The organism is Microbacterium sp. MMO-113, assembly GCF_037148555.1.
GTDB lineage: Bacteria > Actinomycetota > Actinomycetes > Actinomycetales > Microbacteriaceae > Microbacterium.
On sequence record NZ_JBBCTD010000002.1, the window covers coordinates 620,248 to 636,205 of the forward strand.

General features: G+C 71.1%; 14 protein-coding genes. 11 read left to right on the forward strand and 3 right to left on the reverse strand.

Features of this window, described 5'->3' with window-relative positions:
* Positions 1 to 211 precede the first annotated feature (211 nt).
* Positions 212 to 1,231, forward strand: coding sequence for a TerC family protein (locus WFJ36_RS09770; protein WP_071327622.1), 1,020 nt, complete (start codon positions 212 to 214; stop codon positions 1,229 to 1,231).
* Positions 1,232 to 1,325: 94 nt separating this feature from the next.
* Positions 1,326 to 2,618 (forward strand): hemolysin family protein, encoded by a 1,293-nt coding sequence (locus tag WFJ36_RS09775; RefSeq protein WP_071327621.1) that lies wholly within the window; start codon positions 1,326 to 1,328, stop codon positions 2,616 to 2,618.
* Positions 2,619 to 2,642: 24 nt separating this feature from the next.
* Here the strand turns inward: WFJ36_RS09775 and WFJ36_RS09780 are convergent, their stop codons facing one another.
* Positions 2,643 to 3,545, reverse strand: a complete 903-nt coding sequence (locus tag WFJ36_RS09780) for an arginase family protein (protein ID WP_336643209.1) — start codon at positions 3,543 to 3,545, stop codon at positions 2,643 to 2,645.
* Between the two features lie 37 nt (positions 3,546 to 3,582).
* Positions 3,583 to 4,125 (reverse strand): small multidrug efflux protein, encoded by a 543-nt coding sequence (locus WFJ36_RS09785; protein WP_071327620.1) that lies wholly within the window; start codon positions 4,123 to 4,125, stop codon positions 3,583 to 3,585.
* Positions 4,126 to 4,282: 157 nt separating this feature from the next.
* Here WFJ36_RS09785 and WFJ36_RS09790 point away from each other — a divergent pair, with 157 nt between their 5' ends.
* From WFJ36_RS09790 to WFJ36_RS09830, 9 genes are all read left to right on the forward strand, one after another.
* On the forward strand, positions 4,283 to 5,476 hold the full coding sequence (locus WFJ36_RS09790) for a sensor histidine kinase (RefSeq protein ID WP_336643210.1): 1,194 nt from the start codon (positions 4,283 to 4,285) through the stop codon (positions 5,474 to 5,476).
* Positions 5,473 to 6,075: a response regulator transcription factor gene (locus WFJ36_RS09795; RefSeq protein ID WP_336643211.1), complete on the forward strand. Its 603-nt coding sequence runs from the start codon at positions 5,473 to 5,475 to the stop codon at positions 6,073 to 6,075. Before WFJ36_RS09790 ends, WFJ36_RS09795 begins: the two co-directional genes overlap by 4 nt.
* A 75-nt stretch (positions 6,076 to 6,150) precedes the next feature.
* Positions 6,151 to 7,554, forward strand: a complete 1,404-nt coding sequence (thrC, locus tag WFJ36_RS09800; RefSeq protein WP_336643212.1) for a threonine synthase — start codon at positions 6,151 to 6,153, stop codon at positions 7,552 to 7,554.
* A 252-nt stretch (positions 7,555 to 7,806) separates the two neighbouring features.
* Positions 7,807 to 9,147, forward strand: coding sequence for a purine-cytosine permease family protein (locus WFJ36_RS09805; protein ID WP_071327617.1), 1,341 nt, complete (start codon positions 7,807 to 7,809; stop codon positions 9,145 to 9,147).
* A gap of 43 nt (positions 9,148 to 9,190) precedes the next feature.
* A complete protein-coding gene (locus WFJ36_RS09810; RefSeq protein ID WP_071327616.1) occupies positions 9,191 to 10,738 on the forward strand; it encodes a hydantoinase/oxoprolinase N-terminal domain-containing protein in 1,548 nt (515 codons plus the stop codon).
* A 1-nt stretch (position 10,739) separates the two neighbouring features.
* A complete protein-coding gene (locus tag WFJ36_RS09815; RefSeq protein WP_071327615.1) occupies positions 10,740 to 11,840 on the forward strand; it encodes a DUF917 domain-containing protein in 1,101 nt (366 codons plus the stop codon).
* Entirely contained in the window at positions 11,837 to 12,940 is a 1,104-nt protein-coding gene (locus tag WFJ36_RS09820) for a DUF917 domain-containing protein (protein ID WP_071327614.1), read from the forward strand. Before WFJ36_RS09815 ends, WFJ36_RS09820 begins: the two co-directional genes overlap by 4 nt.
* Before the next feature lie 10 nt (positions 12,941 to 12,950).
* Positions 12,951 to 13,979 carry an S-methyl thiohydantoin desulfurase domain-containing protein gene (locus tag WFJ36_RS09825; protein ID WP_336643213.1) on the forward strand — a complete coding sequence of 343 codons (1,029 nt, stop codon included), beginning with the start codon at positions 12,951 to 12,953 and terminating at the stop codon, positions 13,977 to 13,979.
* A complete protein-coding gene (locus WFJ36_RS09830) occupies positions 13,976 to 15,490 on the forward strand; it encodes a PucR family transcriptional regulator (RefSeq protein ID WP_336643214.1) in 1,515 nt (504 codons plus the stop codon). The genes WFJ36_RS09825 and WFJ36_RS09830 overlap by 4 nt, the downstream gene beginning before the upstream one ends.
* A 22-nt stretch (positions 15,491 to 15,512) precedes the next feature.
* Here the strand turns inward: WFJ36_RS09830 and WFJ36_RS09835 are convergent, their stop codons facing one another.
* The gene (locus tag WFJ36_RS09835; RefSeq protein WP_071327611.1) at positions 15,513 to 15,923 is read right to left on the reverse strand and encodes a VOC family protein; all 411 of its coding nucleotides are present in this window, start codon (positions 15,921 to 15,923) and stop codon (positions 15,513 to 15,515) included.
* Positions 15,924 to 15,958 lie beyond the last annotated feature (35 nt).

Here is a 15,958-nt window from a genome sequence, read left to right on the forward strand (position 1 = left end):
GCCCCGGCGGTCGCCGCGTCCAGTCTAGGGGCGTTCTCGGCAGATCCACAGAATCGCTTGGGTGCCGTCTCGTACCCTGGATTATCCAAGGGGAGTACTCCGACACGGTCGGGTCGTCATTACGGATGCGTCTGCATCCCGGCCTACCGGTCCCGCTCGGGATGGGGAAGACTTTGGCGCTGTTCCGTCACGCCCGAGTCTGGAGTACCCGTTGGAAATCACCCCCTTGATCTGGGTCATCACGATCGCGGTCACCATCGCGTTCTTCGTGTACGAGTTCTTCGCGCACGTCCGCAAGCCGCACGAGCCGAGCATCGGCGAGTCCGCGCGCTGGTCGATCTTCTACATCAGCCTCGCGCTGCTCTTCGGCGTGGGCATCGGCATGGTGTCCGGCTGGACCTACGGCGGCGAGTACTTCGCCGGCTACCTCACCGAGAAGGCGCTGTCGATCGACAACCTCTTCGTGTTCCTCATCGTGATGACGGGCTTCGCGGTGCCGAAGATCTATCAGCAGAAGGTGCTGATGATCGGCATCGTGATCGCGCTGATCCTCCGCGGCATCTTCATCGCCGTCGGTGCGACCCTCATCGAGAACTTCTCCTGGATCTTCTACGTCTTCGGCGCGCTGCTGCTCTTCCTCGCGTACCGGCAGGCCTTCAGCAATCATGAGAGCAACCCCGCGAACGGCCGCTTCATGACCTTCGTCCGTCGGCACCTCCCCGTCAGCGAGGAGTACAACGGCGACAAGCTCACGGTCGTCCAGAAGGGCAAGCGCTACGTCACGCCGATGCTGCTGACGATCATCGCGATCGGCTTCATCGACCTCGTCTTCGCGGTCGACTCGATCCCCGCCATCTACGGCCTCACCGACCAGGCGTACATCGTGTTCACCGCGAACGCGTTTGCCCTGATGGGGCTGCGTCAGCTGTACTTCCTCATCGGCGGACTGCTCGAGCGCCTGGTCTACCTGGCTCAGGGCCTCGCCGTCATCCTCGCGTTCATCGGTGTGAAGCTCGTCCTGCACGCCCTGCACGTCAACGAGGTGCCGTTCATCAACGGCGGCGAGCCGATGCTGTGGGCGCCCGAGATCCCGATCTGGTTCTCGCTGCTCTTCATCGCCGCGACCATCGCGGTCGCCACCGTCGCGAGCTTGATGAAGACGCGCCGGCACCGCAACTCCGTCTCTTCCCCGACCGATTCCACCCCCACCATCGACAAGGAGCACTCTTGAGCGCGCAGCGCTGTTCTGACTCTTCGGACTCTGACAGTACGAGCACCCGGTTCATCCCGGGTGCTCACCCCGCCACCGAGGAGGTCGCCCGCTGATGGGCGATCTGCTCTGGAACATCGCCCTCGTCCTGCTCTTCGTGCTGATCGGCGGTGTCTTCGCTGCGACGGAGATGGCGCTGGTCACGCTGCGCGAGAGCCAGCTCAACGCGATCGCCGTCCGCGGCCGTCGCGGAGCGAAGGTCGCCGCCCTCGCCCGTAACCCCAACACCTTCCTCTCTGCGGTGCAGATCGGCGTGACCGTGGCGGGCTTCGCGTCCGCCGCCTACGGGGCGACCTCGATCGCGCCGTCCGTCGCGCCGCTGCTGGAGGGCTGGGGTGTCGCGCCTCCGCTCGCGATGACCCTCGCCACGATCGTGCTGACGCTCATCATCGCGTACCTGTCGCTCGTGCTCGGCGAGCTCGTGCCGAAGCGGCTCGCGATCCAGCGCAACGCGCAGTTCGCGTACGCGGTGGCACCGGCCCTGAACGGCTTCGCGACCGTCATGCGCCCGGTGATCTGGCTGCTGTCGGTCTCGACGAACGCCCTCGTCCGCGTGCTCGGCGGCGACCCGCACAAGACGAGCGACGAGCTCACCGATGAGGAGGTGCGCGACATCGTGGCGACCCACCAGGGCCTCCCCGACGACGAGCGCCGCATCCTCGACGACGTGCTCTCGCTGCGTGGGCGCCAGGTGAGCGAGGTCATGCGCCCGCGACCGGAGGTCGTGGCGCTCGACGAGGCTGGCACGGTCGGGGCGGCGGTGGAGCAGGTGCGCGAGCTGCCCTACTCCCGGTACCCGGTGTCGCAGACGTCGATCGACGACATCACCGGCTTCGTGCATGTGCGCGACCTCTTCGAGGCTGCCGCGGACGACCCGGAGCGTCCGCTGCAGGGGCTCGTCCGCGACATCCCTTACATCCCGTCCACGGCGGGGGTGCTGCCCACCCTCACCCGGATGCGGGCCGAGGGACACCACATCGCCGTCGTCGTGGACGAGTACGGCGGCACCGACGGTCTCGTGACCCTGGAGGACCTCGTGGAGGAGGTCGTCGGCGAGATCTTCGACGAGTACGACGCCGAGGTCTTCCTCTCCGCCGACGACGGACTGGACGGGCGCCTCAACCTGCAGGACTTCGAGGAGGCGACGGGGCTCGCGATGCCGCGCGGTTCCTCGGACACGATCGCCGGATTCGTCACGGAGCAGCTCGGACGGCTCGCCGTGGTCGGCGACACCGTCGAGGTGCCGGGCGCGACGATCCAGGTGGTCGAGATCGATCGCCGCCGCATCGCCCGCGTGCGCGTCTCGATGCACACCGATCCGGGTGCCGAGCGGGGCGTCGAGGACTGACGGCCGGCCGGGCGGCGGGGCGCGTCAGTCGCCTGCTCCGCTGCCCAGCTCGCGCAGGCCCTCGCCGAGGACCTCGGTCAGGAGCCGGGCGTAGCGACCGTCCGGGTCGAGGTCCGGGTCGAACACGGTGATGCTCGCCCCGATCGCCTGCGGGGCGAGGGCGCGCAGGAGGGCGGTGAGGTCTGCCGCCCCGAGTCCGCCCGGGTCCGGGCTGTCGACGGCGGGCATCACCGACGGATCGAGCACGTCGACGTCGAGCTGCAACCAGTAGCGCCCACCCGCGGACGCGGCGGTCTCAGCCGCGACCGCGCCGGCCCCTCGTGCCAGGACGTCGGCCGCCGGCGTGACGCGCGCGAGGAGGCCGCGGGCCTCCGCCTGCTCCTCGTCGTCGTCGCGGTGCCCGATGTGGGCCGTGCGGGTGGCGGGGAAGTACGGGGCGAGTCCGTCGATGTCGGCGATCGCCGGCCAATGCTTGCCGACCGCGGCCGCCAGCGCTTCGCCGGCCACGCTCGCGCACTCGTCGCTGTTGCCCGGGTGGCGGAAGTCGGTGTGTCCGTCGATGTGCACGAGGCCCGCGCCTCCACGGCGCTTCACGGCGATCCCGGCGCCGACGAGGATGCCGCAGTCGCCGCCGATCACGAGCGGGGCGCGGCCCTCGTCGAGGATCTCGCCGATACGCGAAGCCAGACGGAGGGAGTGGTCGACGAATGCGGCCTCGTTGCGTACTCGGCCAGCGGGCCGCGTGGCGTCGTCGTCCACGTAGCGCCCGGCGAGGACGATGCCGCCGTCGCTCACTCCCCGGTCGGTGAAGCGCCGGAACAGCCCCGCTTCGCGAAACGCCTCCGGTGCCTTCGCGGAGCCGGGCACGCTGCCGGGCTCCGGAGGGCGCAGGCCGAGATTGCTGGGGGACGACAGCAGTGTGATCATGCGCTCATCCTGCATCGGGCGTCCGACATCGCGACGCTCAGCGGATGGCGTAGACGGCGCTGCCGACGATCACCGCGATGACGGTCGTCCAGGCGACGATCGCGACGGCCTGCCATACGAGGATGCGCCCCTTGCCGATGCCGGACGCGGCGAGCATGGTGGCGGTGAAGTGCGTGGGCAGCAGCAGCGGTCCCAGCAGGCTCACCCCGGGGACGCCGTAGCGCTCGAACGCGCGCTGGAACTTCTCGCGGCGGGCGGACCCGCGTCCGGTCTCCGCCGGGACGCCGTCGGCCTCCAGGCTCGTCCCGCCGCCCACCGTCACCGGCTGCTTCGCCCGCGAGCGGTCCACGATGGCCCGGCGGGCGCCCGCGCTGGCGAGCACCAGGATCGCGACGCAGAGGAAGTTGCCGACCATCGCGGCGATGGCCGCGACCACGGGCGGGATTCCGCCGAGGATGCCGATGCTCGCGGCACCCTCGCCTTCGACGAACGGCACTGCCCCGGCGAGGGCGACGATGAGGGGCTGGACGAGGTCGGGGACCTGGGCGACGAGGTTCTGGAAGGTCTCGATGAGGTTCATGGGGGAAGCTCCGGGTGTCGGTGCAGACGGTCTCTCCGTCGCGATGACCCCAGTCCAGTCGATGCCGCCCCGGGGCGGCAGTGCCGCCGCGTCACCGCTCTCCGTGCGGTTCGCACCCGGATCCCGTGACATGTGTCACGCCTCTATCGTGGGGAGCGTGAGCAGTCCTTCCCCCGCCCTCTCCGATCCCGGTCCCGGTGCCCGCCAGCTCGCGCGGGGCATCACCGCCACCTGGTGGTACACGGTCGGCGGGGTGATCTTCATCGAGCTCATGCTGGTGGCCGCCTGGCTGGGCATCGCCGTGGCACTGGATCGCTCGGGCGTCGCTCTGCTCGTCGTGGGGGTCGGTGGGGTGCTCTGGGCGGCGTCGACCGTCCTGCTGCTGGTCGACTACCGTCATCGCGTCGACGCCGGCCCCGGGGTGGGCTGGGTGCGGCTGGCCGTGCCGACCGTCGTCGCCCTGATCTACGGCGGCGCGGCGGGGGCTCTGGTCGGTAGTTGGCAGCTCGCCGCGATGCCCGTGGTGCAGGTCCTCGTGCTGGTGAGCTGGCCCCGCGGGATCCGGGTGCGCGTGGCCGTGGCGGCGACGGTCGTGCTCGTCGCTCTCGCGCTGCTCGACTCGACCACGACCCTCGGTTCCGGGATCCCGGCGTGGGTGCCGGTGCTCTACGGAATCATGCTCCCCGGGATGACCGTGAGCTCGCTGTGGTGGTGGGACGTGCTCGTGGCCCTCGACCGGGCACGCGCCTCGGAGGCGCGCCTGGCGGCGACGCAGGAGCGCCTGCGGGTGGCGACCGACGTGCACGACCTCCAGGGGCATCATCTCCAGGTGATCGCGCTGCAGCTCGAACTGGCGGAGCGCCTGCTGCCCACGGATCCGCAGGCGGGGATGGAGCAGCTCCGCGCCGCCAGGGCGAGTGTGGACGACGCGCGGCAGGGCACCAGGGACCTCGCCACGCGGTTCCGCTCCGTGCCCCTCGGCGACGAGCTGGCGAACGCCCGAGACCTGCTCGCGGCCGCAGGGCTGACGGTGGAGGCCCGGATCCACCCGGATGCGGACGCGGCACCCGTGGCCGACCTCGGCCCGGTGATCCGGGAGACGACCACGAACGTCCTGCGGCACGGACGCGGTGGTCACGCGCGCCTGATCCTCGACCGGACGGCGGACGCCTGGCGGTACGAGGTCGCCAACGACACCGACCCCGCGTCCGAGGACGGGGCGGGCGGCTCCGGGCTCGACGGCGTCCGCCGGCGCATCGGAGAGGCGGGCGGCACGTACGAGCAGCGGCGGGACGCCGACGAGTTCGTCGTGACGGTCACCGTGCCCGCGCGCGCGGAGATCGTCCGATGATCCGGGTGCTGCTCGCCGACGACGAGGGCATGATCCGCTCCGCGCTCGCCGCCCTGCTGCGTCTCGAGGCCGATATCGACGTGGTCGCGGAGTGCGCGGATGGCGAGGAGGCCGTCGCCGCCGCCGTCCGGGTCGAGCCCGACGTGTGTCTGCTCGACCTGGAGATGCCGGGACTCGACGGTGTGCAGGTCGCCGAGCGGCTCAACCGCACGATCGCGACCCGCTGCATCGTCGTCACCCGGCACGCCCGCCCCGGGGTGCTCCGGCGGGCCCTCGCCTCCGGCGTCTCCGGGTTCGTGCCCAAGTCGCGAGGTGCGGACGAGCTCGCCGCGATCATCCGCCGCGTCGCGGCCGGCGCCCGGTACGTCGATCCGGAGATCGCCGCGGATGCGCTGAGCGACGAGCGGTCGCCGCTCACCGATCGGGAACTGGATGTGCTCCGCGCCGGGCGTCGAGGGGAGACCACGGGACAGATCGCGCGGGCGCTCGCGTTGGCGCCGGGGACGGTGCGCAACCACATCTCCGTGATCCTCGGGAAGCTCTCGGTGAGCACCCGTCAGCAGGCCGTGCTCGTCGCCGAGGAGCGCGGCTGGATCTGAGCATCGTCACGCGTCCGTTCCGAGGGTCGCGGCCTGCGAGAATGGAGGCGCCGAGTCCCGAGCCGAGGAGCACACGTGCCGTTCATCTCCACCCGCGGCGGCATGCAGCCGCAGTCGTTCAGCGAGACGCTGCTGGAGGGCCTGGCGCCCGACGGCGGCCTGGCCGTCCCCGACGTCATGCCCGAGGTCGACGGCGAGACGCTCGAGCGCTGGCGTGCCCTGACCTATCCGCAGCTGGCGACCGAGGTGCTCGGCCTCTTCGCGACCGACATCCCGCGGGAGGATCTCGCCCGGATGACGGCGGCGGCGTACGCGGACTTCCCGGACGGCGTCGTCCCGCTGCGTCGCGTGGACGACGACCTCACGCTGGTCGGCCTCTCCGAGGGCCCGACCCTGGCGTTCAAGGACATGGCCATGCAGTTCCTCGGGCAGGTGCTGGAGTACACGCTCGAGCGCCAGGGCTCGGTCCTCAACATCCTCGGTGCCACCTCGGGTGACACCGGCTCCGCCGCGGAGCACGCCCTGCGGGGCAAGGAGCGCGTCGCGGTGTTCATGCTGTCGCCGCAGGGCCGGATGAGCGCGTTCCAGCGGGCGCAGATGTTCTCGCTCGACGACGCGAACGTGCACAACATCGCGGTGGAGGGCGTCTTCGACGACTGCCAGAACCTCGTGAAGAAGCTCGCCGGCGACCTCGACTTCAAGCGCGCTCAGCACCTGGGCGCTGTGAACTCGATCAACCTCGCCCGCATCACCGCGCAGACGGTCTACTACTTCTGGGCGTGGCTGCGGGCGACCGATGCCGGCGGGTGGACCGAGGTGTCGTTCACCGTACCCTCCGGGAACTTCGGCAACATCCTCTCCGGATTCTTCGCGAAGCAGATGGGACTGCCGATCCGGCGCCTCGTCCTGGCCGCGAACGAGAACAACGTGCTCGACGAGTTCTTCCGCACGGGGGTGTATCGCCCCCGCAGCGCCGCCCAGACGCTCGCCACCTCGAGCCCCTCGATGGACATCTCGAAGGCCTCGAACCTCGAGCGCTTCATCTTCGAGCTCGTCGACCGCGATCCGGCGCGAGTGGTCGGTGCGTGGGACGACCTGGAGGCGCAGGGCTTCTTCGACTTCTCGGCCGAGCAGCCGCGCTTCACCGAGGAGTTCGGCATCGTGAGCGGCACCTCGACGCACGAGGACCGGCTCTCGACCATCCGCGACGTGTACGAGGCCTCCGGCGAGGTGATCGACCCGCACACCGCCGATGGCGTGAAGGTCGCGCGGGAGTATGTCGAGCCCGGAGTGCCGATGCTGGTGCTGGAGACGGCCAAGCCGGAGAAGTTCGCCGAGACGATCCACGAGGCCATCGGGGTGGAGCTGGCGTACGCCCCCGAGCTCCGCGCCATGCTCGACGCCCCCCAGCACGTGACCGAGATGCCCGACGACGAGCACGCTCTCCGCGCCTTCATCGAGGAGAACGCCCTCCACTGACTCGCGAAACCCCGCTTTCGCGCCGAAACCCCCTGTCCCGGACGCCGGAGACAGGGGGTTTCGACGTGAACCCGGGGTCTCGGCGGGAAGAGAGAGGGACGCGGCGGGAAGAGAGAGGGACGCGGCGGGAAGGGAGGGGGTGGGCAGGGTGCACAGAGGGAAGGGGGATTGAGGCAGAGTGCACATGTCGGGGAAGGCGGGGGGATGAGTACCGTGGCGGGCAACCCGTATCCTCCTCCCGAAGGACTTCCCATGGCACGCACGGCGCACGCAGACGACTTCGCGCTCTCCCGAGTGACTCCCGAGGCCCGCAAGCCCTGGTTCGGAATCGCCGTCCAGCGATTCGGACAGGTCTCGGCCCTCTCGCAGTTCCTCCTCGGCGCGACCCTCGGTTACAGCATGACCTTCGGCGAGGCCGTCCTCGCCTTCCTGTTCGGCTCGCTCATCCTCGAAGTGATCATGTGCGTGGTCGGCTTCATCGGCCAGCGCGAAGGCCTGAACACCGCGCTGCTCGCCCGCTGGACGGGCTTCGGCGAGATCGGCGCCTCGCTCGTCGGCCTCGCCATCGGCATCAGCCTCATCGGCTGGTTCGGCATCCAGTCCGCGATCTCCGCCCAGTCCCTCGACGCCCTGATGCCCGGAGCCCTGCCGGTGTGGGCCTGGAGCCTCATCTTCGGCCTCGCCGTCACCGCGATCGTGGCCTTCGGGTTCGTCGGGATGCAGTGGCTCGCGAACATCACCGTGCCGCTGTTCCTGATCCTCGTGGGCTGGTCCGTCATCTCCGAGCTCACCCGCCACGACATCGGCGAGCTGCTCACCGGCCCCGCGCCCGGACCGACCATGAGCGTCTGGGCCGGCACCGGCATCGTGGCCGGCGGTCTCATCGTCGGCGCGATCATCACGGGGGACATGACCCGCTTCAACCGCTCCCGCGCCGACGTCGTCAAGCAGACGGTGCTGGGCGTCTCCCTCGGCGAGTTCGTGATCGGTCTCGCCGGTGTCCTCCTCGCCCACGCGGCGGCGACCGGCGACATCGTCGCGATCGTCACCTCGTCCGTCGGGTTCGTCGGCCTGTTCATCGTGCTCACCGGCACGCTGAAGATCAACGACTGGAACCTGTACTCCTCCACCCTCGGCCTGGTGAACTTCATCTCGACGGCCTTCGGCAAGAATCTGCACCGCGTCACCACCACGATCGTCCTCGGCGTCGTCGGATCGGTGCTGGCGGCCGTCGGCATCCTCGGACAGTTCACCGAGTTCCTGATCGTGCTCAGCGTCGCGTTCCCGCCGATCGCCGGGATCATGGTCGCCGAGTACTACGTGGTGCGCCGCTGGCGCCCCGAGCTGGACGCGACGCGCGAGGCCGGAACCCTGCCCGCCACCGCGCCGCGGATCGTCCCCGCCACGATCGTCGTCTGGCTGGTCTCCTCGCTGGTCGGCTACTTCGTGACCTGGGGCATCCCCTCCCTGCTCAGCCTCTTCCTGTCGATGGTGCTCTACATCGTCGCCGGCAAGCTCGGCTGGGTGCGCGGCGTCGGCGTCGCGACCACCCGGCAGGCGAGCCCCGTCGACAGCGCCCCCGCCGCGGTCTGAGCAGACCCGCCGGATACGAACCACCTCCACGAAAGCGAGCACCATGCACATCGGCATCGACGTCGGCGGCACCAACACCGACGCCGTCCTCATGGACGGCACCCGCACCCTGGCCGGGGTCAAGCACTCCACGACCCCGGACGTGACGAGCGGGATCGTCCAGGCCATCGAAGACCTCCGTGCGGGGCATTCCTTCGAGGGTGGCGACATCGACGCGGTGATGATCGGCACGACGCACTTCATCAACGCGCTGGTGCAGGCGAGCCGGCTCGCTCCGGTGGCGGCCCTTCGACTCGGCCTGCCCGCGACGCGGGCCCTGCCGCCGCTGATCGACTGGCCGGAGGTTCTCGTCGCGGCCACCCAGGCGCGCAGCTACCTCGCGCACGGCGGCTACGAGTTCGACGGCCGCCCGATCTCGCCGCTCGACCCCGACGAGATCCGCGCGCACGCCGAGGACATGAAGGCGCACGGCATCCGCTCGGTCGCCATCTCGTCGGTGTTCAGCCCGGTCAACCACGACCTCGAAGTGCAGGCGGCCGAGATCGTCGCCTCGGTGCTCGGAGAAGACGCCGCCATCTCGCTGTCGCACGAGATCGGCCGCATCGGACTGCTGGAGCGCGAGAACGCGACGATCATCAACGCCGCCCTCCGCGAGCTCGCGTCGGAGATCGTCGACGGGCTCACCTCGGCGGTCCGTGCGCAGGGCATCGAAGCGCCGATCTTCCTCAGCCAGAACGACGGCACGCTCATGGACGAGGACTACGTGCGCCGGTACCCGGTCGCGACCTTCGCCTCCGGCCCGACCAACTCGATGCGTGGGGCGGCGGCCACCAGCGGCCTCGTCGACTGCGCCGTCATCGACGTGGGCGGCACCACCGCCGACATCGGGCTGCTCATCAACGGCTTCCCGCGGGAGACGGCGAACGAGGTGAAGGTCGCCGGCATCCGCACGAACTTCCGCATGCCGGACGTGCTCTCCCTCGGCATCGGCGGCGGCAGCATCGTCGACGAGGAGACGGCCGAGGTGGGCCCGGCCTCGGTCGGCTACCGGCTGACGACGGAGGCTCTGGTCTTCGGCGGCTCGACCCTCACGGCCACCGACATCGCGGTCGCCGCCGGTCGTGCGCAGGTGGGGGACCCCGCCAAGGTCGCGCACCTCGATCCCGCCTTCGTGGAGCGCGTGCTCGCCCGGATCGCGGAGCGGGTGGCGGAGGCGGTGGACCGCATGCGCACGTCGCCCGAGCCCATCGCGGTCGTGGCCGTCGGCGGCGGGTCCATCCTGCTGCCCGACGAGCTGCCCCTGTTCGGCACCGTGCATCGTCCGGAGAACTACGCGGTCGCCAACGCCATCGGCGCCTCGATCGCGCAGGTCGGCGGCGAGATCGACAAGGTCTACGCGATCGAGCCGGGCCGCCGCGACGAGACGATCGCCGAGGTGCGCGCAGAGGCCGTCGACAAGGCCATCGCGGCCGGCGCCAAGCCCGCGACCGTGTCGATCATCGACTTCGACGAGGTCCCCATCCCGTATCTTCCCGGCAACGCCACGCGCATCCGCGTGAAGGCCGTCGGCGACCTCGACATGGGGGCCTGACATGAGCACGACGATCACCGCCGCCGACATCGACGGTCTCGCCCGCGGCGCGGCCGTGCTCGGCACCGGCGGGGGCGGCGACCCGTACATCGGCGCCCTCCTCGCCCGCCAGGCCCTCGCCGCGGGAGACGTCACGGTCGTGGCGCTCGACGAGGTGCCGGACGATGCCCTCGTGCTGTTCGTCGCGATGATGGGCGCGCCCACCGTCATGGTGGAGAAGCTGCCGAGCCTCGCGGAGGTCATCGAGCCGGTCAAGGCGCTCGGCATCCATCTCGGCCGCCCGGTCACCCACATCGCCTGTGCAGAGGTGGGCGGGGTGAACTCGACGATCCCGATCGCCGCCGCCGCAGCGCTCGGGCTGCCCCTCGTCGACGCGGACGGCATGGGACGCGCGTTCCCCGAACTGCAGATGGTGCTCCCGACGCTGTACGGCGTGACGGCCTCGCCGCTCGCCTTCAGCGACGAGAAGGGGAACACGGGCGTGCTGCAGACCGCCGACAACTCCTGGACCGAGCGCATCGCCCGCGTCGCCTGCGTCGAGATGGGCTGCTCCGTCATGATCTCCGGCTTCTCGATGTCGGGTGCCGCCGCACGCCAGTCGCTGGTGGCGGGATCGCTGTCCCGGTGCATCGACATCGGCCAGCGGATCGCGGAGGCCCGCGAGGCGAAGACCGACCCGGTCGCCGCTGTCGTGGAGCTCCTCGGCGGCCGCGAGCTGTTCGGCGGCAAGGTCGCCGACGTGAACCGGGCCACGACGACCGGCTTCGCCCGTGGTCGGGCACGGATCGACGGAGACGGAGGCACCTCGCTCACGTTGCAGTTCCAGAACGAGCACCTCGTCGCGGAAGCGGACGGGAGGGTGCTGGCGACCACCCCCGACCTCATCATGGTGCTCGACGGCGAGTCGGGGGAGCCCGTCACGACCGAAGGGCTGCGCTACGGTCAGCGCGTCCGCGTGATCGCCGCTCCCGCTGACGAGCGCTGGCACTCGGACGCGGCTCTCGCGATGGTCGGCCCGGGGTACTTCGGCTACGACATCCCGGCGCACCGGTTCGACGGCACAGTCTCCGCCGGAGACGCCGCGGCGGGGGCCGCCGCATGAGCTGGGAGCTGACGGCGGCGGATCTGCCCGACCTCGCCCGCGGCGCGACGCTGCTCGGCACCGGCGGCGGGGGCGACCCCTACATCGGCAAGATGCTGGTGGAGCGGGTGCTCGGCGACGGGGCGATCACGATCCTCGACCCGGACGACCTCGCCGACGACCTCTTCGTCATCCCGACCGCGCAGATGGGGGCACCGACCGTGATGGTCGAGAAGATCCCCGCCGGCACCGAGCCCACGCTCGCCCTGCGCACCCTGGAGGATCACCTGGGACGCCGGGCCGATGCCACCATGCCGATCGAGTGCGGCGGGATCAACTCGATGATCCCGCTCATCGTCGCCGCGGAGACCGGTCTTCCGGTCGTGGACGCGGACGGCATGGGCCGGGCGTTCCCCGAGCTGTCGATGGAGACCTTCGCGGTCTACGGCGTGCACGGCTCGCCGCTCGCCCTCGCCGGAGAGCGCGGAGAGCGCGTCGTCATCGACACCGGGGACGACGATCGTCAGATGGAGTGGCTCGCCCGCGGCATCACGATCCGGCTGGGTGGCGTCGGTCACATCGCCGAGTACGCGATGAGCGGGGCCGACGTGCGACGCACGGCGGTGCCGCGCACCATCTCGATGGCCCTCGCCCTGGGGCGGGCGATCCGGCTCGCCCGGGAGGAGCACCGCTCGCCGTTCGAGGCGATCGCCGCGACGCTCGCGACCACGCTCTACCCGCATGTGCGCGAGCTCTGCGTCGGGAAGGTGGTGGACGTCGAACGACGGACCACCGAGGGCTTCGCGAAGGGGCGGGCGGTCATCGCTCCGCTCGGCGCCGCGGAGGACGACACGTTCGAGATCGCCTTCCAGAACGAGAACCTCACCGCGCGGCGGGGTGGGCGGCTCGTCGCGATCGTTCCCGATCTCATCTGCGTCGTCGACCACGAGACGGCCGAGCCCATCACCACGGAGGGCCTCCGCTACGGTCAGCGCGTCCGGGTGCTCGGCATCTCGACGCCGGCGATGATGCGCACTCCCGAGGCTCTGGCGGCCTTCGGCCCCTCCGCCTTCGGCCTGACCGAGGAGTTCGCTCCCGTCGAGGGGATGGTCGCGTCCTAGGCTGGATCCCATGAGGCTGGAGCGGGACGACCTGGAGGCGCTCGCCCGCGGGTACGCGCTGCTCGGTTCCGGCGGCGGCGGCTCCACGACGATGCTCGAACTCATCCTCGGTACGACCGCGCACTGGCCGCTCGAGATCGCGCCGGTGGACGCGCTGGATCCCGCGACGCCCTGCCTCGGCGTGGCCTTCGTCGGGTCGACGATGCTGCTCGGGGAGCGGATGCCCGGTGCCGCCCCCTTCGCCCCGCTGCTGCGCGCAGTGGAGAGGTGGCTCGGGCATCCCGTCCCGGCGGTGTGCTCGCTCGAGGGCGGAGGGATGAACGGCCTCGCGCCGCTCACTCTGGCCGGATCGCACACCGTGGTGGACGCCGACTGCACCGGGCGCGCGGTGCCGGGACTCGATCAGATGTCGCTGTTCGTCGACCGTGTCCCTGGGCTCGTGTTCGCGTGCGAGACCGGTGCCGACGGGGTGGCGCTCGTGGAGGCGACGCGGGCGATCGATGCCGAGCGCGTCGTGCGTTCGGCCATCGTCCAGGCCGGAGGCGTCGGCTGCGCCGTTCTCGCCGGCTTCACCGTCGGCGACCTGCGCGAGCACGCCATCGCCGACCACCTCGCCCGCGCGCTCGCCCTCGGCCGCAGCTTCCTGGCGCACCGGGCGGCACCGCTGCCGGTCCTCGCCGAGGTGCTCGGGGGGACGCTGCTCGCCGAGGGCCGCATCGTGACCACCGCGTCCTCCGCAGCCGACCCGCACGTGAACGCGGTCGAGATCGCCGGACTCGGCGGAGCGGTGCACCGCATCGTCACCCGGTCCGAGACCCTCGCGGTGCTCACCGACGGCCTGCTGGTGGCCGCGGCGCCCGAGATCATCGTCCTCCTGGATGCCGTGTCCCGAGACGTCCTCGAAGTCACCGAGCTGGCCCCCGGGCGCACCGTGGCGGCCCTCGCCCTCCCCGCTCCCGCATGGTGGAACGCCCGCCCCGAGCGTCGGGCCCGGGTGGTGCCTTCCGCCTATGGGCTCGTCGATCTGGACGCGGCGTGAGCGGGGCGCTCGCGCTGCCGGCGCTGCTGGCGCAGGAGGAGAACGGCGTCCTCCGCCACGTCGCGGGCCCGCGGGATGTCGCGTGGGACGCGGTGGTGGTGGAAGCCGGCGAGTCCGACCTGCCCGACGAGGGCATCGGCCGGCTCGCGATCCTCACGTCCGGGGCGCCGATCGCCACCTGGCAGCAGGACGCGATGCTGCGCCGGGTCCGTGACCGCGGGTTCACGGGGCTCGCGCTCCCCGGCGCCGCCGGTGTCGACCCCGGGGCACTCCGCCTCGCGGACCGGATCGGTCTCGCCCTGCTCGATGTCGAGAGGCCGGTCCAGCTCGCCCGCGCCTGCTGGATGCTCATCGAGGCCCGCGACGCTCTGACGCTCACGCGGGTGCGCAAGGTCGCGCAGTCGTTCGAGTACGCCGCCGACGACCTCGGCGACCTGCTCGGACACCTCGCGGCGAACCTCGGTCTGGGCGTCGCCCTCGTCGACGCCGCGGGAGTGCTCCGTGAAGCCGGCGGACACCTGGACGCCGAACTGCACGCGGCGATCCGCTTCGACGCGTGGAGCGACAGTGCCAGGGCGGGGGAGGGCACGGCCGCCTCGGTGCGGGTGGACAGCCCCGGCCGGTCCGGTCTGCGTCTCGTCCTGTTCGGCCACGGCTTCGGAGAGGCGCAGCTGCAATCGCTCCTGGTGGCCGCGGAGGTCGCCATGCCCGCGGTGGCCGCCCGCATCCTCATCGACGAGATCGCGGCGGTCAACGACGTCGCCGCGTCGTCGGGGCTGCTGCGGGACTTCGTCGAGCTCCGCGGAGCCGCCGATGCCGACGTCGAGCGGCGCATGGCGGAGCGGGGATGGCGCACCGGCGGGCATCACCTCGGGTTCCGCATGGTGGCGCGCAGCCGGGTGGAGCCGCTCGCGCTCCTCCGTGCGATCAGGCCCGGGCTCAGCGCGATCGACGCCGAGGCGCACGCGACCACGGCGGGTCGAGGCCTCAGCGGCTGGCTCTCCTTCGCTGAGGCCCCGGAGCCCGACCGCGTCGAGCGGGCTGTGGCGGCACTGCGCGAGCTCCACCTCGCGGCACTGCGCGACTTCGCGGTGGCCACCGGGGTGGGCTCGGCACAGACCGGGCCGGAAGGACTAGCGGCGACCCTCGACGAGGCCGGCGACGCCGCACGGATCGCTGCGGCCCGGTCGGCCACCGGATGGTTCGTCCGCGTCGACAGCCTCGGGCTCGAACAGCTCCTGCTCGCCTGGACCGGCAACGACACCTTCGTCCCGGCCGCGCAGTCGCTGCTCGCCCCTCTGGCCGAGGGGAGCGGCGAGCTGCTCAGGACTCTGTCGGCGTACCTCGACCACGAGTCCGGAATCGCGGCCACCGCGGCCGCGCTCGGGCTGCACCGCAACACGGTCGCCGTGCGGATCCGACGAGTACAGGAGCTCCTCGGGATCGACATGAACGACCCCGAGGCGCGGCTGGCGCTGCATCTCGCCTGCCGGGCGGTGCTGCCGGGCTGAGTCCGGAGCACACCGTCCGGGGTCACTCCGGGTCGCCGTGCAGCATCCAGGCGATCCCGAAGCGGTCGATGAGCATCCCGAACGTGCCGCCCCACGGCGGGACATCGAGCGGCATCGTGATCGTGGCGCCTTCGGAGAGACGGTCCCACACCTGCCGGGTGACCTCCTGGGTATTGCCACTCAGCGACACGGAGACGCCCTGCGGCTTCTCGTAGGTCATGCCCTCCGGGGTGTCCGAGGCCATGAGCACCAGCCCGTCGGGGGTCGTGAGCTGCGCATGCATCACGAGATCCTTCTGGCTCGGATCCTGCACCATGTCGGGGAAGTCGCCGAAGACCGTGATGTCGAGGTCGCCGCCGAGGACTCCCCGGTAGAACTCCATGGCCTCGCGGGCCTCGGTGCGGAAGGACAGGTAGGGATTGAGGTTCGCCATGCGTGCTGCTCCTGGTCGCTCGACTGCGGAAAGAC

Excerpts from the sequence above, each read along its gene's own strand:
- WFJ36_RS09795 (WP_336643211.1), top strand. The coding sequence starts at position 5,473 with ATGATCCGGGTGCTGCTCGCCGACGACGAGGGCATGATCCGCTCCGCG.
- WFJ36_RS09805 (WP_071327617.1), top strand. The coding sequence starts at position 7,807 with ATGGCACGCACGGCGCACGCAGACGACTTCGCGCTCTCCCGAGTGACT.
- WFJ36_RS09810 (WP_071327616.1), top strand. The coding sequence starts at position 9,191 with ATGCACATCGGCATCGACGTCGGCGGCACCAACACCGACGCCGTCCTC.
- WFJ36_RS09825 (WP_336643213.1), top strand. The coding sequence starts at position 12,951 with ATGAGGCTGGAGCGGGACGACCTGGAGGCGCTCGCCCGCGGGTACGCG.
- WFJ36_RS09785 (WP_071327620.1), bottom strand. The coding sequence starts at position 4,125 with ATGAACCTCATCGAGACCTTCCAGAACCTCGTCGCCCAGGTCCCCGAC.
- WFJ36_RS09820 (WP_071327614.1), top strand. The coding sequence starts at position 11,837 with ATGAGCTGGGAGCTGACGGCGGCGGATCTGCCCGACCTCGCCCGCGGC.
- WFJ36_RS09780 (WP_336643209.1), bottom strand. The coding sequence starts at position 3,545 with ATGATCACACTGCTGTCGTCCCCCAGCAATCTCGGCCTGCGCCCTCCG.
- WFJ36_RS09775 (WP_071327621.1), top strand. The coding sequence starts at position 1,326 with ATGGGCGATCTGCTCTGGAACATCGCCCTCGTCCTGCTCTTCGTGCTG.
- WFJ36_RS09835 (WP_071327611.1), bottom strand. The coding sequence starts at position 15,923 with ATGGCGAACCTCAATCCCTACCTGTCCTTCCGCACCGAGGCCCGCGAG.
- WFJ36_RS09815 (WP_071327615.1), top strand. The coding sequence starts at position 10,740 with ATGAGCACGACGATCACCGCCGCCGACATCGACGGTCTCGCCCGCGGC.